The organism is Solwaraspora sp. WMMA2101 (assembly GCF_049179175.1).
Lineage (GTDB): Bacteria > Actinomycetota > Actinomycetes > Mycobacteriales > Micromonosporaceae > Micromonospora_E.
The window spans coordinates 2,008,316-2,027,130 of record NZ_JBMHMA010000006.1 but is presented as its reverse complement, the minus strand read 5'-3'; the positions used below and the strand labels follow the sequence as shown (position 1 = coordinate 2,027,130).

The 18,815-nt window shown below is 71.3% G+C and carries 19 protein-coding genes; 12 read left to right on the top strand and 7 right to left on the bottom strand.

Annotated features, from left to right (window positions below; genetic code table 11):
* The first annotated feature begins 124 nt into the window (after positions 1–124).
* On the top strand, positions 125–772 hold the full coding sequence (locus ACN28F_RS09945) for a rhomboid family intramembrane serine protease (protein ID WP_282225647.1): 648 nt from the start codon (positions 125–127) through the stop codon (positions 770–772).
* 111 nt (positions 773–883) lie between these two features.
* The gene (locus tag ACN28F_RS09940) at positions 884–1,852 is read left to right on the top strand and encodes an NAD(P)/FAD-dependent oxidoreductase (protein WP_421357534.1); all 969 of its coding nucleotides are present in this window, start codon (positions 884–886) and stop codon (positions 1,850–1,852) included.
* A gap of 55 nt (positions 1,853–1,907) precedes the next feature.
* Here the strand turns inward: ACN28F_RS09940 and glpX are convergent, their stop codons facing one another.
* A complete protein-coding gene (gene glpX / locus ACN28F_RS09935; RefSeq protein WP_289207744.1) occupies positions 1,908–2,948 on the bottom strand; it encodes a class II fructose-bisphosphatase in 1,041 nt (346 codons plus the stop codon).
* Between the two features lie 202 nt (positions 2,949–3,150).
* Between glpX and ACN28F_RS09930 the strand changes: the two genes are divergently transcribed.
* From ACN28F_RS09930 to ACN28F_RS09910, 5 genes are all read left to right on the top strand, one after another.
* Positions 3,151–3,786: a DUF4245 domain-containing protein gene (locus ACN28F_RS09930; RefSeq protein ID WP_421357532.1), complete on the top strand. Its 636-nt coding sequence runs from the start codon at positions 3,151–3,153 to the stop codon at positions 3,784–3,786.
* 78 nt (positions 3,787–3,864) lie between these two features.
* On the top strand, positions 3,865–4,530 hold the full coding sequence (locus ACN28F_RS09925; protein WP_421357531.1) for a GntR family transcriptional regulator: 666 nt from the start codon (positions 3,865–3,867) through the stop codon (positions 4,528–4,530).
* Positions 4,531–4,639: 109 nt separating this feature from the next.
* Complete coding sequence (locus ACN28F_RS09920; protein ID WP_421357530.1) at positions 4,640–5,329, top strand: cysteine hydrolase family protein; 690 nt, start codon at positions 4,640–4,642, stop codon at positions 5,327–5,329.
* An 8-nt stretch (positions 5,330–5,337) separates the two neighbouring features.
* Positions 5,338–6,027 carry a cysteine hydrolase family protein gene (locus ACN28F_RS09915; RefSeq protein ID WP_421357529.1) on the top strand — a complete coding sequence of 230 codons (690 nt, stop codon included), beginning with the start codon at positions 5,338–5,340 and terminating at the stop codon, positions 6,025–6,027.
* The gene (locus ACN28F_RS09910) at positions 6,024–6,536 is read left to right on the top strand and encodes an AtzH-like domain-containing protein (protein WP_421357528.1); all 513 of its coding nucleotides are present in this window, start codon (positions 6,024–6,026) and stop codon (positions 6,534–6,536) included. The genes ACN28F_RS09915 and ACN28F_RS09910 overlap by 4 nt, the downstream gene beginning before the upstream one ends.
* Positions 6,537–6,555: 19 nt before the next feature.
* Here ACN28F_RS09910 and ACN28F_RS09905 read toward each other — a convergent pair whose 3' ends face one another.
* A complete protein-coding gene (locus ACN28F_RS09905; protein ID WP_289207739.1) occupies positions 6,556–6,831 on the bottom strand; it encodes an exodeoxyribonuclease VII small subunit in 276 nt (91 codons plus the stop codon).
* 13 nt (positions 6,832–6,844) lie between these two features.
* Positions 6,845–8,074, bottom strand: a complete 1,230-nt coding sequence (gene xseA / locus ACN28F_RS09900) for an exodeoxyribonuclease VII large subunit (RefSeq protein ID WP_289207738.1) — start codon at positions 8,072–8,074, stop codon at positions 6,845–6,847.
* Positions 8,075–8,165: 91 nt separating this feature from the next.
* Here xseA and ACN28F_RS09895 point away from each other — a divergent pair, with 91 nt between their 5' ends.
* The 3 genes from ACN28F_RS09895 to ACN28F_RS09885 all read left to right on the top strand — a co-directional run bounded on the left by ACN28F_RS09895 (position 8,166) and on the right by ACN28F_RS09885 (position 10,684).
* Positions 8,166–9,173, top strand: a complete 1,008-nt coding sequence (locus ACN28F_RS09895; RefSeq protein ID WP_289207737.1) for a 4-hydroxy-3-methylbut-2-enyl diphosphate reductase — start codon at positions 8,166–8,168, stop codon at positions 9,171–9,173.
* Positions 9,174–9,178: 5 nt separating this feature from the next.
* Positions 9,179–9,628 carry a hypothetical protein gene (locus ACN28F_RS09890; RefSeq protein WP_289207736.1) on the top strand — a complete coding sequence of 150 codons (450 nt, stop codon included), beginning with the start codon at positions 9,179–9,181 and terminating at the stop codon, positions 9,626–9,628.
* Positions 9,629–9,784: 156 nt separating this feature from the next.
* Positions 9,785–10,684: a sulfotransferase domain-containing protein gene (locus ACN28F_RS09885; protein WP_289211097.1), complete on the top strand. Its 900-nt coding sequence runs from the start codon at positions 9,785–9,787 to the stop codon at positions 10,682–10,684.
* A 124-nt stretch (positions 10,685–10,808) separates the two neighbouring features.
* On the opposite strand, the gene ACN28F_RS09880 is transcribed toward ACN28F_RS09885, so the two are convergent.
* Both ACN28F_RS09880 and ACN28F_RS09875 read right to left on the bottom strand, forming a co-directional pair.
* The gene (locus ACN28F_RS09880) at positions 10,809–14,066 is read right to left on the bottom strand and encodes a S8 family serine peptidase (RefSeq protein ID WP_289207735.1); all 3,258 of its coding nucleotides are present in this window, start codon (positions 14,064–14,066) and stop codon (positions 10,809–10,811) included.
* A gap of 171 nt (positions 14,067–14,237) precedes the next feature.
* On the bottom strand, positions 14,238–15,482 hold the full coding sequence (locus ACN28F_RS09875) for a DNA recombination protein RmuC (protein WP_421357527.1): 1,245 nt from the start codon (positions 15,480–15,482) through the stop codon (positions 14,238–14,240).
* 93 nt (positions 15,483–15,575) lie between these two features.
* On the opposite strand from ACN28F_RS09875, the gene ACN28F_RS09870 reads away from it, so the two are divergent.
* A complete protein-coding gene (locus ACN28F_RS09870; RefSeq protein WP_421357526.1) occupies positions 15,576–16,346 on the top strand; it encodes a hypothetical protein in 771 nt (256 codons plus the stop codon).
* Between the two features lie 36 nt (positions 16,347–16,382).
* A complete protein-coding gene (locus ACN28F_RS09865; RefSeq protein ID WP_421357525.1) occupies positions 16,383–17,024 on the top strand; it encodes a hypothetical protein in 642 nt (213 codons plus the stop codon).
* Positions 17,025–17,075: 51 nt separating this feature from the next.
* Here the strand turns inward: ACN28F_RS09865 and ACN28F_RS09860 are convergent, their stop codons facing one another.
* A complete protein-coding gene (locus ACN28F_RS09860; RefSeq protein WP_421357524.1) occupies positions 17,076–17,831 on the bottom strand; it encodes an SGNH/GDSL hydrolase family protein in 756 nt (251 codons plus the stop codon).
* A 101-nt stretch (positions 17,832–17,932) separates the two neighbouring features.
* Positions 17,933–18,550, bottom strand: coding sequence for a GNAT family N-acetyltransferase (locus ACN28F_RS09855; protein WP_421357523.1), 618 nt, complete (start codon positions 18,548–18,550; stop codon positions 17,933–17,935).
* Positions 18,551–18,815: the final 265 nt, after the last annotated feature.

Here is an 18,815-nt window from a genome sequence, read left to right as displayed (position 1 = left end):
GACACCCGGGCACAGCGCAGGACACCCGGCGGCGGTACGGAGGACTCCGTACCGCCGCCGGGTTTTTCCGCCCGTCCGCGCGCTCGGGTGGCAACGGTTGCGCGGACCTGATAGCTACTTGAGGATGGCGTACGGCGTGTCATCCTCCAGCGGCGACCCGAACCGGTTCGGGACCGAGGCCTTCTACGCCTCGCTCGGCCGGGCCTTCGTCGCGATGTGCGCCGTCGTGCCGGTGCTCTTCGTCATCGAGGCCTTCGACGTCTGGCTCAATGCCGGCTTCGACTACAGCGCCGGCATCATTCCCCGGCGCATCGCCGGCCTCGACGGGGTCTTCTTCGCCCCGTTCCTGCACCACGGCTTCGACCACCTCTACAGCAACAGCGTGCCACTGATCCTGCTCGGCACCTTCGTGCTGGCCGCCGGGGTACGGCGGTTCCTCTACTCGACCCTGGTGATCATCCTGGTCAGCGGCATCGGGGTGTGGTTCACCGGTTCACCGAACACCGTCGTCGTCGGCGCCAGCGGAGTCGTCTTCGGCTACCTCGGCCTGGTGCTGATGCGCGGCATCGTCGAACGCACCTGGTGGAACCTCGGCGTGGTGCTGCTGGTCGGCCTGCTCTACGGCTGGCAACTGGTCGGCATCCTGCCCACCGACGCGTTGATCTCCTGGCAGGGGCATCTGTTCGGTTTCGTCGGCGGGGTGCTCGCGGCGATCCTGTTCCGCCGACGCAGCTACGACCCGTACGAGTCGGACCCACTCACCATGCCCTGACCTGGGCGGAGGCGTCCACGCAGGTGGGAAGGGGTTGCCGCGCCGCAGCGGCGGACCTACGTTCGACGAACGGGTCGACGCGGACCCGACGGCGAGAGGTCCGGTGGTGGGATGCGCGCAGTCGACGTGGCGATCGTCGGTGCCGGGCCGACCGGGTTGTTCGCCGCCTACTACGCCGGATTCCGGGGGCTGTCCACGGCCGTCATCGACGCCCTGCCGGCCCCGGGCGGTCAGGTGGCGGCGATGTACCCGGAGAAAGCGATCTTCGACATCGCCGGGTTCCCCGTCATCAAGGGTCGGGAGCTGGTGGCGAACCTCGTCGAGCAGGCCGCGCCGTACCAGCCCGAGTACCTGCTCGGTGTCCGCGCCGACACCCTCGACCTGGTCGACGGCCGGCCGGTGCTCGGCCTGGCCGACGGTGCGCGGCTGGCCTGCGGTGCGGTGGTGATCACCGGAGGGATGGGCAGCTTCACCCCCCGACCGCTGCCGGCGGCGGCCGAGTTCACCGGCGACGGGATCGTCTACTTCGTGCCCCGGCTCGCCGACCTCACCGGGCACGACGTGGTGATCGTCGGCGGCGGTGACTCCGCGTTCGACTGGGCGCTGGCCCTGCAGCCACTGGCTCGCTCGGTCACCATCGTGCACCGCCGCGACCGGTTCCGGGCCCACGCCGCGACCGTCGAGCGGGTGCGTGCCCTACCGGTCCGCATCGTCGTCAACGCCCAGCTCACAGCGGTACACGGCACCACCCGGGTGACCGGCGTCGACATCACCACCGGCGACGGCGGCCCGCAGACCGTGCCGGCGGACACCGTGGTCGCGGCGCTCGGCTTCACCGCCGATCTCGGGCCCCTCACGACCTGGGGCCTCGCGCTCGACAAGCGGCACATCCGGGTGGACAGCGCGATGGCCACCAACCTGCCCCGGGTCTTCGCCGCCGGCGACATCGCCGACTACCCGGGCAAGGTACGGCTCATCGCGACCGGGTTCGGCGAGGCGGCCACGGCGGTCAACAACGCCGCCGTGGCCATCGACCCCAGCGCGCACCTGTTCCCCGGTCACTCCTCCGACGGGACCTGACCCGCCGGCCCGCGCTGCCGCTGCCAGTTCCGGCGTTGGCAGATGTCGGCGCTGCTCAGTCGCCGGCGTCGAGTTCGGCGATCGGTCGGCCGTCGAAGTCGACCGCCGAGTAGAGCGCCAGTTTCTCCAACCGGTGGTAGGAGTCGATGACCCGGATCGTGCCGCTCTTGGACCGCATCACGATCGACTGGGTGTAGGCACCGCCGGCCCGGTACCGTACGCCGCGCAGCAGGTCGCCCGAGGTCACGCCGGTGGCGACGAAGAAGCAGTTGTCGCCGGTCACCAGGTCGTCGGTGTCCAGCACCCGGTCCAGGTCGTGCCCGGCCGCGACGGCCTTGGCCCGTTCGTCGTCGTCGCGGGGCCAGAGCTTGCCCTGGATCGCCCCGCCCATGCACTTGAGCGCGCAGGCGGCGGTGATCCCCTCCGGGGTGCCGCCGATGCCCATCAGCACGTCGACGTCCGACTCGTCGCGGGCGGCCGAGATCGCCCCGGCGATGTCACCGTCGGAGAGGAAGTGGATCTGCGCGCCGGCGTCGCGGACCTGCCGGACCAGTTCGCCGTGGCGTTCCCGGTCCAGGATGCTCACCGTCACGTCGGAGATGCTGGACTTCTTCACCTTGGCGATCCGGCGCAGGTTCTCCCGCACACCGGCGTCGATGTCGATGACGTCGGCACAGTCCGGGCCGACGGCAAGCTTCTCCATGTAGAACACGGCGCTCGGGTCGAACATCGCGCCCCGCTCGGCGACCGCGAGCACGGCGAGGGCGTTGGGCATGCCCTTGCTCATCAGCGTGGTGCCGTCGATCGGGTCGACCGCGACGTCGACCTCGGGACCGGTGCCGTCGCCGACCTGTTCGCCGTTGTACAGCATCGGGGCGTTGTCCTTCTCGCCCTCGCCGATCACCACCACCCCGCGCATCTGAATCGAGTTGATCAGCTTGCGCATCGCGTCGACGGCGGCGCCGTCGCCGCCCTCCTTGTCACCACGACCCACCCAACGGCCGGCGGCCATCGCGGCGGCCTCGGTGACCCGGACCAGGTCCAGGGCCAGGTTACGGTCGAGATTCTGCGGCTGTCGGGTACGGGCTTCGGGCATCGGGGCTCCTCCTCGCGACGGTGCGGGGCGTGGGCCCTGGAGCGCGGCGGCTGTCGGCGGGTGCGTGCCGACCCCGCCCCGGCGGCGCCAGGTCCTGGAGGAATCCTGGCACGTCCGGCCGCGGGCGTGCCGGTGCGGGTGCACCGGGGCGGGTCGCCGGGGCCCCACGCGGCGGACCGTCGTGGGCTGGGACGATGGAACGATGGACGCAGCCGAGCCGACCGCCGGGGCCGCCGCGCAGCGAGCTGCCGGAGCCGCCGCCACCCCGAGCACCACCCTGGGCGCCGGGCCGACCGCTGGTGCGTCGACCGCTGGCGGTGACCGGTCGGGGCGTTCGCCCAGGGACATGGCGATGTCGCTGGCCGTCCTGCTGGTGCCGATCCTGCTGGTGTTCGTCGGGTACCAGGTCCTTCTGGGTGGCGACGAGCCGGTGGAGATCGACCCCGGCCCGGCCTACGAACAGGCCCGGTCGGCCGGCGAGTTTCCGGTGCTGGAGCCGGCCGGACTGGGCCCGGACTGGCATCCGGTGAGCGCCGGGTACCGGCCGGCGGGCCCCGAGGGGCCGACCCTGCGGATCGGCTACGTCACCGCCGACGGCGGAGCACTGCAGCTGGTGCAGAGCTCCCGGCCGGTCCCGCAGCTGCTGGTGGCCGAGCTGACCGCGACCGCGCAGCCGCAGGGTCAGGTCCAGATCGGGGCCGCGACCTGGCAGTGGTACGCGGCGCGGCCCGGCGAACGCGCCCTGGTGTGGCTGACCCCGCAGCGCAGCGTCCTGCTGGTCGGTAGCGCGACGGAGAGCGAGTTCACCGCGTTGGCCACCGCACTCGCCGCCAGGTGAGGCCCGGTCGATCGGCCGCGCTGGCGCGGGAAACGGGCGGGAAACCGGTTGCGCGGCCCGGGTGGCAGACTCAACGGGGTGAGCGACGTGGCCGCATCGTCGGTGGATGGTGAGCTGGAGAGCATCAGCCTCGTGGAGCTGGCTGTGCGGCGGCTGCGTCGCGAGATCCTCAGCGGCAAGACCGAACCGGGGGAGCGGCTCGTCGAGGAGCACCTGACCCGCCGGCTCGGGATCAGCCGGGCACCGCTGCGTGAGGCGCTGCGCCTGCTCGCCCAGCAGGGCCTGGTGGAGCACGTGCCGCGGCGCGGGGTGCGGGTCGCGACCCTGTCCGACCGGGACGTCCAGGAGCTGTACGCGGTCCGCGACGTTCTGGAGCGGTACGCCGTGGAGACGGCGTTGCCGGTGCGCCGGGCCGGCGTACTCGGCGGGCTGCGGGCGGCGATCGAGGAGATGCGGCTGGCGACGGCGGTCGCCGACCGGCTGCGCATCGCCGAGGCACACCGGCGGTTCCACGTCGAACTGGTCGGCCTGGCCGGCAACCAGCAGCTGACCGCTGTCTACGAGTCGGTGCTGGTGAAGCTGCAGCTGTACATGGCGATCAACCTGCGTCGGGAGGCCGAGGTGGCGCAGCCGGTCGACGGCGTACACCGGCACGAGCGGCTGCTGGCCGCGATCGAGGCGGGCGACCCGGCGGTGGTGCTGCGGGAGCTGGCCGCCCACGGAGCCCGGACGTACCTCGGCTGACCAGCCCGGCCATCGCTCGGCCGGTGACGGCGTCACACGCTCGTTACCGCAGAATGCGCTGCCGGAAACAGTACGGTCGACAATCGACTGTACTGACGAAGGAGGCGCGATGGCCCGCATCGGTCCGGTCAAGGCCGACCCCTACCTCTGGCCGTACGACGGCGCCGCGCCGGTCGAACGCACCGCGCTGCTCTGCATCGACTGGCAGACCGACTTCTGCGGCCCGGGCGGCTACGTCGACGCCATGGGCTACGACATCAGCCTCACCCGGGCCGGCCTGCCGGCCACTGCCCGGCTGCTGGCCCACGCCCGCTCCCTCGGCATGCTCGTGGTGCACACCCGCGAAGGGCACGCGCCGGACCTGTCCGACCTGCCGGCCAACAAGAAGTGGCGGTCGGCCCGCATCGGCGCCGAGATCGGCGGCGCCGGCCCGAGCGGCCGGATCCTGATCAAGGGCGAGCCCGGTTGGGAGATCGTGCCCGAGGTCGCCCCGGTGGCCGGCGAGGTCGTCGTCGACAAGCCCGGCAAGGGCGCGTTCTACGCCACCAACCTCGACCTGGTCCTGCGTACCCACGGGATCACCCACCTGATCCTCACCGGGATCACCACCGACGTCTGCGTGCACACGACGATGCGCGAGGCCAACGACCGCGGCTACGAGTGCCTGATCCTGTCGGACTGCACCGGTGCCACCGACCCTGGCAACCACACCGCCGCCCTGCACATGGTCACCATGCAGGGCGGAGTGTTCGGCGCCGTGGCCACCGCCGACGACGTCATCGCGGCGACCGAGCGGTGAGCAGGCCCGTGGCGCACCGTCATCTGGTGCAGGTGCCGGCCCGGCCGGCGGCGTACGCCTTCGAACCGGCCACCACCGCGCTGCTCGTCATCGACATGCAGCGCGACTTCCTGGAGCCGGGTGGCTTCGGCGAGAGCCTCGGCAACGACGTCAGCCAGCTGCGGCGCACGATCGACCCGCTGCGCCGGGTGCTGGCCGCCGCCCGGGCGCTCGGGTTGACCGTGGTGCACACCCGCGAAGGACATCTGCCCGACCTGTCCGACTGCCCACCCGCGAAGCGCCAACGTGGGGCGCCGAGCCGGCGCATCGGTGACCCTGGACCGTACGGCCGGATCCTGATCCGTGGCGAGTACGGCCACGACATCGTCGACGAGCTCGCGCCGGTCCCCGGTGAGCCGGTGATCGACAAGCCGGGAAAGGGTGCCTTCTACGCCACCGAACTCGACGGCCTGCTCGGCGAACGATCGATCACCAGTCTGCTGGTCACCGGCGTCACCACCGAGGTCTGCGTGCACACCACCGTGCGGGAGGCCAACGACCGCGGCTACGAGTGCCTGGTACTCGCCGACTGCGTCGGCTCGTACTTCCCGCAGTTCCACACCGTCGGGTTGGAGATGATCGCCGCGCAGGGTGGCATCTTCGGCTGGGTCGCCGACTCGACCGACCTGCTCGCCGCCCTCGGGACGGCCACCCCGTGAGCGCCGAGGTGAACCCCCTGGATCTGGGCGCCGAGGTGAACCGCCCTGACGTGTGCGCCGAGGTCCGGGAAGCCTTCGACAGCTACGAGAAGGCGCTGGTCGACAACGACGTCGCGGCGATCGTCGGCTGGTTCTGGTCGTCGGAGCACACGGTGCGCTTCGGCATCGCCGACCACCAGTACGGCATCGACGAGCAGCGCCGCTGGCGGGCGGCGCAACCGCCGTTGCCGCCCGGCCGGCGGCTGCACGAGGTGCTTGTGACCACCTTCGGTGCCGACGTCGCCGTGGTCACCTGCCGGTTCGACTACCACCCCGCCGACCCCGCCGACCCCGCCGACCCCGCCGACCCCGCCGACCCCGTTGACCCCGTTGACCCCGCCGACCCTGGTCGGCAGTCGCAGACCTGGGTACGCGGCCCCGCCGGCTGGCGTATCGTCAGCGCCCACGTCTCCCAACCCGCCGCGATCTTGCACTTATCGACCGACAATTCGGACATTTCTTCGCGATAAGTGCAAGATCGCGGCGGTGTCAGGAGTCGGTGGTCGGGCGGGACTGACGGGCGGTGTCGAGGCGCTGGCGGGCACCGTCGAGCCAGCGCTGGCAGATGCCGGCGAGCTGCTCGCCGCGTTCCCACAGCGCCAGCGAGTCCTCCAACGACGTACCGCCGGACTCCAGCCGCTCCACCACCGAGGCCAGCTCGGCGCGGGCCTGCTCGTAGCTCAACGATTCCGCCGTCGCGGCCGCTTCGCCGGTCGACCCGCCTGCGGCACTGGCGCTGGCGGTGGCTGCCTTCTTCGTACTCACCTGGGTTGCCTCGTCAATCACGTCGGGCGGCGACGGCCGGCAGGTCGCCACCGGCGAGCCGGAGCCGCAGCGGGTCACCGGCGGCCACGTCGTCGGGGGAGCGGACCACCTGGCCGGCGGCGTCCTGCACGATCGCGTAACCCCGGTCGAGGGTCGCCGCCGGTGACAGCGCCCGCAGCCGGGCCAGAGTGTGCCCGAGCTCGGCGGTGCCGGCGGCGAGCCGGTGCGCCACGCAGCGGGTGGCCCGGTCACGCAGCACGTCGACCTCACCGGCCCGGCCCTCCAGCAGCACCTGCGGGCGGGCCAGCACCGGCCGGGACCGCACCATCTCCAGCCGGTGCGACTCCCGGTCGAGCATGCCGAGCACCGCGCGGTCCAGCCGGTGCCGGGCCAGGGCGATCAACCGCTGCTCCTCGGCCAGATCCGGCACCAGCCGTTTCGCGGCGTCCGTCGGGGTGGAGGCGCGTACGTCGGCCACGTAGTCCAGCAGCGGGGTGTCCGTCTCGTGGCCGATCGCACTGACCACCGGGGTCCGGCAGCCGAACACCGCCCGGCACAGTGCCTCGTCGGAGAATGGCAGCAGGTCCTCGACGCTGCCGCCGCCCCGGGCGACGACGATCACGTCGATCGACGGGTCCGCGTCGAGCACGGCGAGCGCGTCGAGCATCTGCGACACCGCCGTGGGGCCCTGCACGGCGACGTTGACCACCCGGAAGTCGACCGCCGGCCAGCGGCGGCGGGCGTTGGTCAACACGTCCCGCTCGGCGGCCGAGGCCCGACCGGTGATCAGCCCGATACGTTGCGGCAGAAACGGTGGGCGGCGTTTGCGGGCCCGGTCGAACAGTCCTTCGGCGGCCAGCAGCCGCTTCAGCTTCTCCAACCGGGCCAGCAGTTCACCCAGACCGACCTGGCGGATCTCGTCGGCGCGCAGGCTCAGCGTGCCCCGGGCCGGGTAGAACTCCGGCTTGGCGCGCAGCACCACCCGGGCACCGTCGGCCAGCTCCGGGGCACCGGCGTCGAGCACGTCCCGGTGGGTGGTGACGGTCAGACTCAGGTCGGCCGCCGGATCCCGCAGGGTCAGGAACACCGTGGTCGCGCCGGGCCGGCGGCTGATCTGCGCGACCTGGCCGTCGACCCAGACCCAGCCGAGCCGGCCGATCCAGGCGCTGATCTTCTGGCTGACCACCCGGACCGGCCACGGATCGTCCGCGGTGCTGCGCGGCGTCGTCTCGGTGTCGGTCACCCGGCCAGGGTACGGGCGGACCCCGACAACGCCGTCGCGCCCTGCCGCTCGTGCTCTGCCGTCCGGGCGGACGGCACGTAGACTCGGCCGGGTGAGCGAGCGTGAGGCGAATCCGGTCCGACCCAAGCGGGTGCTGCTGGCCAACCCCCGGGGCTACTGCGCCGGGGTCGACCGGGCGGTGCAGACCGTCGAGGAGGCGCTGAAGCTGTACGGTGCCCCGGTCTACGTCCGCAAGCAGATCGTGCACAACAAGCACGTCGTCTCGACCCTGGAGGCCCAGGGCGCGATCTTCGTCGAGGAGAACGAGGAGGTCCCGCACGGGGCGACCGTGGTGTTCTCTGCCCACGGCGTCGCCCCCGAGGTGCACGAGCAGGCCCGGGAGCGTTCGCTGAAGGCGATCGACGCGACCTGCCCGCTGGTGACCAAGGTGCACCAGGAGGCCCGCCGGTTCGCCGCCCAGGACTACGACATCCTGCTCATCGGGCACGAAGGCCATGAAGAGGTGATCGGCACCTCAGGCGAGGCCCCGGCGCACATTCAGCTGGTCGACGGCCCGGCCGATGCCGACTCGGTCACGGTACGGGACCCGGAGAAGGTCGTCTGGCTGTCCCAGACCACGCTGTCGGTGGACGAGACGATGGAGACCGTGGCGCGGCTCAAGCGCCGGCTGCCGATGCTGCAGTCACCGCCGACCGACGACATCTGCTACGCCACCCAGAACCGCCAGCAGGTGGTCAAGCAGTTCGCGGCGCAGTGTGACGTGATGCTGGTGGTCGGCTCCCGCAACTCGTCGAACTCGGTCCGGCTGGTCGAGGTGGCGCTCGACGCCGGCGCGCGGTCCGGTCATCTGATCGACTACGCCGCCGAGATCGACGACGCCTGGCTGGTCGGCGCGACGACGGTCGGGCTGACCTCCGGCGCCAGCGTGCCCGACGAGCTGGTGCAGCAGGTGGTCGACCACCTCGCCGCGCGGGGCTTCACCGACCTGGAGACGGTCACCACGGTCGAGGAGACGATCGCCTTCTCGCTCCCGTCCGAGCTGCGGCGGGACATGAAGGCGGCGGCTGCGGGAACGGACGTCCGCGCCGTCGCGTCCTAGATCATATGAGAGCGACTCGGATCGGCGTACCACTGCTGTTGGTCTGTCTGATGCTGGCGTCGGGGTGCGGCGCCGGCGGGCCCGGCACCGAGCCGGACCCGACCGACCCCGCGCCGACCACGGCCGTGACTTCGCCGCCGACCACGGCCGCGCCCTCGACGTCGGCCCCGACGCCACCGAGTGGAGGAGTCACCGTGAGTCCGACCCCGCAGACCCCGGGTCCGCCGGAGGACCTGCCGACTGGCTCCGCCCGGCCGATGACCCTGACCGGTACGGTGCAGCCCGGCGTCGAGCACAACTGCTTCCTGCTGGACGGCTACCTGCTGGTGGGCGGGCCGGCGGACCTGGTCCGGGCCGGTGCCCGGGTGCGGGTCACCGGGCACGTCCAGGCGGACCTGATGACCACCTGCCAGCAGGGCGTGCCGTTCGTGGTGCAGCGGGTCGAACCGGCCTGAGCCGGCGTCACCTCGGCCCGGACCGACGCGGCGTGGGCACCCCTGGCGACGGCGGATGCACCGCGCGTGCCCAGGTTGACCGGGCCGCCCGCGTGCATCATCATCTCCCCCTGAGGTGAGGTGACCCTCGCCCGGGCACAGACAAGGGCTAAGACGCTGATTAATCGGACCTGGACGTTCGCCAAGCACCACACGCCGAGTCCCGTGCGTATCGCGGTGCGGTGGACGATGCTGGAGACGCGGAACGCGCGAAGCCGCCTGACGGTTCCGGTGGTGGCGCGCAGCGAATACGACAACGTCTATCACTGTACGGTGCGCAAGACGGCCAGCCAGTGGGTCAAGGCGCTGGTCAGTGACCCGGTGGTGTACCGCTACTCCGGGCTGTTGCCCTTCGACCAGCGGGTGCACCGGCGGCGCTACCCCGACGCGATCCCGCCCGGCCGGATGGCCTCGTCGCTCTTCGTCGGGTACAAGCGCTTCAGCGCCATCCCCAAGCCGGAAAAGTACCGGGCGTTCTTCATCACCCGGGATCCGCGCGACATCGTCGTCTCCGGGTACTTCTCGCTGCGGAACTCGCACACCCCGATGGGTGACATCCTGCACCATCGCAAGATCCTGCAGGAGCTTCCGCGCAAGGAAGGCCTGCTGTACGTCATCCAGCATCTGAAGGACACCAACCTCTTCTCGGCGCTGCGCTCCTGGGTCGTCGCGCCCCCCGCGGAGACCTTCCGGCTGTTCAAGTACGAAGATCTCACCGGTGAGCGGCAGGTCGACGAGGTCGACCAGCTGATGCGCCACTGCGGGATCGTGCTGCCGTCGGCGGAGTTGACGGCGTTGCTCGACCGGCACGGGTTCGCCCGGATGCGCAAGACCCGCCTGGAGACCGAGGCGAAGGCCCACTACCGCAAGGGCAAGGCTGGCGACTGGCTCAACCATTTCGACGACGACATCTACGAAGCCTTCGTCGCGGCGACCGGTGATCTCGTCGAGCGGTGCGGCTATCCCAGCCGCGAGGAGTCGCTGCGCGCCCGCGAACAGGACCGGACCGAGGCGTAGCGGCCGTAACGGCACGCCGGGTCGCGTCGACCCGGCGGGTCCGCGCCGGGCACTCGTCGCGCCGGTACGCGAGAAGGGGCCCATCCCCTACGGGATGGGCCCCTTCTGCTGGTTGGCCGAGCGGTCAGCTCACCGAGCTGACCGAGACGCCGCCGCGTCCGATGACCGCGCCCAGATCGGTGACGACCAGCATCTCGCCGAACAGTTCCCGACCGGCCGCCGGAGCGGCGTCGACCGTGACACTGCCGGTGATGGTGGCACTGTCACCGTTGTCCAGATCGACCGCTGTCGGGTCGACCTCGATCGTGCCCAGCCCGGTCGAGTAGAACACGTCCAGGTAGTCGTACTCGGTCGTGCCGGTGGGCACCGAATATCCTTCGATCTCGATGTCGTACACGCCCGGTGCCGGGTTGTTGATCGTGACCTGCTCCTCCGAGTCACCGTCGGCGTTGTAGGCGACGAGCGTCCCGGCACGGTAGACGAACAGGTCCAGGTCGGCACCGAGATCACTGGTGTTGCCGATCTTGGTGAACAACCGGGTCGCCCCGGCCGGAACCGTCACCTGGAAGGACTGCGTCTCGAGGTCGGCGATCGTCGGCCGCTCGCTGTTCGACGAGCCGAGCGATCCGCCCTGGCCGGCGACGGTGACCGGGCCGAACGTGTTGCTGATCTCCCACTCGATCGGGGTCGCCTCACCGGGCGTGACATCCTCCAGCACGGTGGTGGCCGGGTCGACCGCCACGCCCAGCACCTCTGCGGTGAGGGTGTACGGGTTCTGCAGCATCGGCGAGGTCCGCCGCGACTCGACCTCGATCTCCCAGACACCCGGCAGCGGGTTCTGGTAGTCCCGCTCGTCCGGCTTGCAGACGTTCGGGTCGGAGAAGTTGGTGAAGCAGATCAGGCTGCTGCCGGACTCCAACGGCACACCGTACGGGTTGATCGCGAGGAACCGGGTCTGCGACCCTTCGGCGATTCCGGACAGGTTCACCTGCAGCGCCGTCGCACCCTCCGGCACGGTGACGAAGTACGAGGTGAAGCCGTTGCGGGCGACCCTGCCGGAGGCGCTGAACCCGTACTCCGGGCTGGTCAGCGCGTTGGACACGACCACCGCGTTCATGAACTCGAAGTCCACGGTCGAGGTGAACGGGTTGTCCACCCGCAGGATGGCGCTGCGCACGCCACTGGCCGGGGTGGCCCGTACGTTGATCGTGACGGGCTCGTTCAGCGGCAGGACGACCTGACCCGGGGCGGCGAAGGTGCCGTCGTTGCCGACCCAGTCGAGCTTGTGCAGCAGGTCGACGTCCGGGCCGGTGGTCCGGGTGATGGTGACCGGGTAGGACTTGAACTGGCCCGGCCGGTGCCCGCCGGCGTCGGCCGCGCACCGGTTGTAGACGCCGGTGCCCCGGTGCGGGGTGGCCAGGAATTCCGAGATCGGGGTGCAGACCGGAGCGTCCACGGTGTACTCCGCGGTCGTGACACCCTCGCGCAGCAGCTTCCAGGTGTCGGCGACGTGCAGCATGCCGTTGCCCTGAGTGTGCGCCGGCACGTTGTTGATCCACCGGGCGCCGCTGTAGAGCGCCCGCCGCAGCTGCGCGGTGCTGACCTCCAGGTCGTTGGCCTTCACTCCGGACAGCAGCAGCGCGACGGCGCCGGTGGCCTGCGGGGCGGCCATCGAGGTGCCGTTGTACATCGCGTAGCCCGGTGGCAGCGGGTAGCCGGCCTCGGGGACCGGGCCGCCCGCCTCGTAGCCGGCGACCGTCGAGATGGCCGAGCCCGGCGCGCTGATGTTCGGCTTGAAGCCACCGTCCTCACGCGGGCCGCGGGAGGAGAAGTTGAACATCCCGTTGCGGACGTTGACCTCGGAGCCGTAGTTGGCCAGCCAGGTGTCCTTGCTGATGCTCGCGCCGACGCTGACCACGCTGGACGCTACCGACGGGTCGCCGATGGTGTTCGTGCCGGGGCCGGAGTTGCCGGCGGAGATGAACATCTGCACGCCGTACTCGTCGATCAGGATGTTGTAGAGCGTCGCACGGGCGTTGTTGCCGTCGTTGAGCGCCGGCAGGCCGCCGATCGACATGTTGATGATGTCGACGCCCCGGTTGAGGACCAGGTCGACCATGCCGTCGGTGAGCGCCGCCGCGGTGCAGCCGCCGGCGAAGGTGCAGGCCCGGGAGGAGACCAGCTTGGCGCCGGGCGCCGCGCCGTCGAAGTCGGCGTTGCCGAGCATGTCGTTGGCGGCCACGATGCCCGCCACGTGGGTGCCGTGCGACGAGGAGATCAGGCCGATGTTGACGTAGTCGACCAGGCCGGGGCCGCCGACCGGGGTGGTGTCGACGCCGGTGCGGTACTCGACGACGAACGGCACCTGCTCGGAGATCGGCGTGGCCGGGTCGTCCGCGCCGAAGTGCCCGACGTCGAAACGCTCGTTGTACGGGCGCATGAGCGCGTCGTCGGTGAAGTCGAAGTTCTGGTTGGTGTCGACCCGCACGTCGCCGGTGGCCGGGTCGTAGAGGACGCCGAACCGGTCGGTGGTGTCGCCGTCGCGGTTGACGTCACCGCCGGACGCTCCGCCCACGGTGATGTTCTCCGAGAACAGGTTGATCCGGTAGGTGCCGGCCGGTGCGGTCCAGGTCACCCCGGCGTAGCTGAAGCTCGGGCCGGCGACCTGGGTCAGCATCGGCCGCCAGGTGCCGTCGTTCTCGTACACCGGGTCGACCGGGGTGACCCAGTCGACGATCTTGCGCTCACCGGTGGTGGTGGTCTGCAGCGCCGGGTGGTCCAGATCGACGCCGGAGTCCATGATGCCGACGACGACGTTGCGTCCGTCCCAGCGGGGGTGGCTCTTCTTGAACGAGACCGCGCCGGTCTCGTTCGTCGGCATGTACGGGTTGACCGCACCGGTGTCCGGTCCGGGACCGGTCGACTCGGTGGCCACGGAGGAAGCGGCCGGCAGGCTCTCCGGCGTCGGGTCCGGCAGCTGGATGGTCTCGTTGAGGTCGATCGCGGCGACGCCGGCGAGCTTCGATGCCTTGATGACGTTGCCCGTCGGCACCCGGGCCCGGACGTAACCGACCTCGTCGACCTGGTTGCCGATGACGCCGCCGAGCTTCTTCAGCTCCGCGGCGACCTTCGGGGCCTGGCCCTTGTCGGTGGCGACCAGCAGTGTGACGCTCTGCTCACTCTTGGCCTCGGCCTCGGCGAGCAGGTCAAGGTCGCGTGACCCCAACGTATCGGCAGGGGTGTCCTTCAAAACGTCGGCTTCGGTCGACGGGTTGGCGCTCGCGGTGGACGCACCACCCGCCAGCGTCACGGCACCGGCTGCCATGACGGATGCCAGGAGCGCGGCAGAGGTTCGCCGCCTCCAGATGCGGGGTTTACTCACGTTCTCTTCCTCCGGAAGAACTGGGCCCTGGGGTGCAGGACACGTGTGACCGCATCCTTTGTGCTCCGGACGATCGCTGTCACTACTTCTCACCGCGTTGTGACCAGCCCGTGACATGCACATTTTTGAATGGCAGGGACTGTGGTAGCGAATTGCCTGCAATGAGTGAGGTCAATCGAGAGTTTTCCTGCTCAACCGGTCCACTCGGGACGTGTCCGATGCGTCGTGTGTCAGGTACGGCCGGCTGTCGTCGACCGTGCCGGAGGCCACCGGATCCAGCTCCGGTGCCTGCACCTGCCGGGGCACCACTTCGACCTGGGCCGGCGCGGCCAGCTCGGCGTCGGACACTCCGAGGTCGGCCAGCTTGCGGGCACTGACCAGGACCCGCGCCTCCAGGGAACCCACCGCCCGGTTGTACGCGGTGACCGCGCCACCCAACGCGTTGCCCAGCTTCGTCACGTGCTCGCCCAGCGTGCTCAACCGCCCGTACAGCTCCCGGGCCAGCGAATGCACCGCCACCGCGTTGCGGGCCAACGCCTCCTGCCGCCACGAATACGCCACCGTCCGCAGCAACGCCACCAACGTCGCCGGGGTGGCCAGCACGATGTCCCGGCTGAAGGCGTGCTCCAACAACGTCGGATCCCGCTGCAGCGCGGCGTCCAGGAACGGATCGGCCGGCACGAACAGCACCACGAACTCGGGGGTCTGCGCAAAGGCCGACCAGTACCGTTTGCCGGCCAGCGCGTCCACGTGCGCCCGCAGCTGCCGGGCGTGGCCGTCCAACTGCTGGTCACGGGTGCGTTCCTCGCGTGCCTCCATCGCCGACAGGTACGCGTCGAACGGCGCCTTCGCGTCGACCACCACGCTGCGCCCGCCGTGCAGCCGCACCACCAGGTCGGGCCGGACCGACTGCTCGTCGGTGGTCGCCGTGACCTGTTCGGCGAAGTCGCAGTGCTCCAGCATCCCGGCGGCCTCGACGATGCGGCGCAGCTGATGCTCCCCCCACCGGCCCCGCACCTGCGGCGCGCGCAACGCGGCCACCAGCTGTTTGGTCTCGGTCCGCAGCTCACCGGAGACCGTCGTCATCGCCCGCACCTGCTCGCGCAGTTCGGCGTAGGCGTCCACCCGGTCGTGCTCCAGCTCGGCGACCCGCTGCTCGTAGCGGCGCAGCGTGTCGTGCAGCGGCGCCACCGCCCGCGCCACCGCCTCCTGCGACTGGGCGGTGGTCTCGTACGACAGGGCCCGCAGCGACTGCTCCAGCCGCCCCTCACCGTCCCTGGTCGCCTGCAGGGTGGCGGCCAGGCGGGCGATCTCCGTCGCCGACCGGGCCCGCGCGGCCAGCCAGCCGAGCGCCCCACCACAACCCAGACAGACGACCACCACCGCCACCGTCGAGACATCCACGTCGGGAAGCATGTCAAACACCCACGACGTACGCCCGTCGTGCCGGCGGTGTCGGCTGGCGGTGGTGTTGGCTGGTGGTGGATCAGGGCGGCTACCGTCGTAGGCATGGAATTTCTTCTGCTCCTGGTTCTGGTGGCGCTGCTCGCCGGCGGTGCGCTGTGGTGGCGGCGGGAGAGCGCCGCCCGCAAGGAGCGCGCGCTGGCCGACGCCCGCGCCGAGGCGCAGCGTTGGTACGAACGGCTCGGCGGGCAGGTGATGAACCTGCACGGCGACGCCCCGGCGGTCAAGCAGGCCCTGCTGGACGCCGGTGAGCGCTACAACGCCGCCGGTTCGCAGCTGGAGCAGGCCCGCAGCGTCACCCAGTTCGAGCTGGCCCGGGAGACCGCCCTGGAAGGGCTGGCCTACGTGCGGGCCGCCCGGGTGGCGCTCGGCATCGACCCGGGCCCGGAGCTGCCGCCACTGGCCGCCGCCCGGGGTGCCGGGCAGCTCACCAAGGAGCGCGAGGTCGACGTGCAGGGGCAGACCTTCCGGGCCGGGCCCAACCCGGGCCCGCAGACCCCGCACTACTACCCGGGCGGCTACCACCAGGGTCGGCCGGTGCCCGCCGGCTGGTACTCCCAGCCGCTGTGGAAGCCGGCGCTGGCCGGTGCGGCCGGTGCCCTCGGCGGCATGCTGATCTTCAGCGCGTTGTTCTCCCCGGCGTTCGGCGACCCCGGCTACGACGCCGGCGCCGCCGCCGGTGACGACGCCGGAGCCGGTGGCGAGGACTTCTCCGGCGGTGAGGACTTCTCCGGCGGTGAGGACTTCGGCGGTGGCGAGGACTTCGGTGGCGGCGATTTCGGTGGCGGTGACTTCGGCGGGTTCGGGGATTTCTGACCGTCGGAGGTAGGGCTAGCCGGATGGTGCGCCGGCATGCCGGCCGGCAGAGTCGTCGTCGTGGACACGAACGGTCAGACTCGACGCGGTTGGCTCGCCGGAATCGGCGCGGGGGCCCTGGCCACCGGTACGGTGACCGCCCTTGCCCAGGCGACGGGCCGGTTCCACTGGTGGGCCGGCTTCGTCCTGGTACCTGGTGCGTTGCTGGCTGCCTGCGGCGGGCCGCTGCTGGCCCGGGGCGGCGGTCGGGCCTTCGGCGGGTACGTGATCGCCTGCGCCGGTGCCCTGGTCTTCGCCGTCGGGACGCTGCTCATGTTGGGGCTGACGGGCGTCGGTTGGCCGGTGATGATCATCCTGCCGTGCCTGGCGATTGCTGGCACCTACCACTGGCGGCCGGAGCATCCGCTCGGCGGCGGGCTACACCGTACGGTCGCGTTGCTGAGCCTGACCGGTGCCGGGCTCGGTGCGACGTTCCTGCTGATCACCACCGGCGTCGTCGATCTCGCGGGCACCGGTTGGTGGGGGGCGTTCATGATGCTGGCGGCTGTCGCGGTCCTCGGTAACGCGGTCGACCTCGGCCGGCACCAGATACCGTACCGGCTGCAAGCGGTGACCCTGCTCGCCGGTCCGGCGGTGGTGGCCTTCCTGCTCGGCCTGCGCTTCCTGCGCGGCTGGTGACGCCCGGGGACATTGCTGGCCGGGCCGAGCAGCCCCAGCCGCGCGGTCGGTTCAGGCCGGCTGGACCGGCACCCAGTCGAAGTACTTCGCGGTCCGCCCGTCGCCGGAGGATCGGCCCCGCAACCGCCGGTGCACCCACGGCACCACGAACTCCCGGTAGTAGCGGGCCTCGGCCAGCAGACCTCGTCGCGTACCGGCCGGTGCCGGCTCGACCACGTGCGCCTCGGTCGCGTACCCGAGCCCGTCGAGCACCAGGCTCGCCACCCGGCGGTGCCCCGCCGAGTTCAGATGCAGCCGGTCGGTCGACCAGTACTGCTCGCGGCGGATCTCGACGTCGCTGAACACGTCGACGAACTCCAGGCCGTGCCGGGCGGCGAGGTCCGCGGTGGCGGCGGTCAGCGCCACCCCGCGCCGGCGCATCACGTTGCCGAACGGCAACCGCGCGCTCGGGTCACCGCCGCTGAGCAGGACCAGCCGTACGCCGGCGGCGGCGCAGCGGCGGACCGCGCCCTCGGTGAGCGCCAGCAGCCGGTCCAGGTCGGCACCGGGGCGCATCATGTCGTTGCCGCCACCGTTGAGCGTGATCATCGTCGGGGCGGGGGACATCGACAGCGCTCGGTCCAGCTGGTCGGTGACGATCGGCTCCAGCAACCGGCCCCGGATCGCCAGGTTCGCGTACTGCACGGTCGTGCCGTGGGCGGCGGCGAGCCCGGCGGCGACGAGGTCGGCCCAGCCCCGGGTGGTGCCGTCGGGCAGCTCGTCGCCGAGCCCTTCGGTGAAGCTGTCACCGATCGCCACGTACCGCACCGCGACCTCCCGTCCCCGTGGACCACACCGGCCCCCGCCACGCGCGGCCATCAAGCTACCCGCCGGTGACCGCGCACCGCTGTGACGCGGATCCCGCCGGATCAGTCCAGACCGGAGTGCTGCATTATCCAGATGGTCAGCGGGTCGGCCGCCATCTGCCGGACCACCTGCCAACCGGCGTGCTGATACCGCTGCACGTTCGCCGGGTTGCTGGTCTCCAGGACGGCGGGCAGGCCGTCGGCTGCGGCTCGGCGCAGCCCGGCCCGCATCACCGCCCCACCCCACCCCTGGCCGGCCCGGTCCGGCCGGGTGCCGAGCACCCCGAGGTACCAGAACGGGGTGGCCGGCAGCGCCGCGTGCACGGCCATGTCGTACCGGCGGACCCGGGCCAGTGCGTCGGCGGGCAGCACCTCGGCGAGGTCGTCGGTGTCGCCGGATCCGGTGTCGGCGGCGTCGACGTCCGGCCGTTGCCACATCGCCACCGCGTCGCCGCCACCGACGGTCCAGACCGTGCCGTGCGGCACCCGGCGGTCGAACAGCCGGCCGAAGAAGGCCCCGGCGCAGTGCGGGTAGCTGGCGTCGTCAGGGAACAGGTACCGCAGCACCGGGTCGGCGACGAACGCCGCGACCAGCGTGTCGACGGTGCGGCCACGGTCGGCGGCGGTGGCCACGGCGACCTGCGGCGGGGGTGCGGTGTCGGGTGAACCGGGATGCTGCACCGGCCGACTATACGGGCTGCGTTCCGGTGGCGTACGGACGGCAACCCTAGCCGCTGGCCCGGGTGGCATCCGGCGAATGGCGGAAATGGATTCGTTCAGCCGACGCCTCGCGGTCCGGCCAGCGCACTCGCGGTCGACAGACGTCTCGAACCACATGACCGTCTCGCGTTTTGCGCCACTTGCCCGATTTGTGATCGTTCTTGTTTGTGATGGATGGGCCCTGAGGCCCGTCCGGCACCTGTTGAGGACGAGACGAGGGAAACGT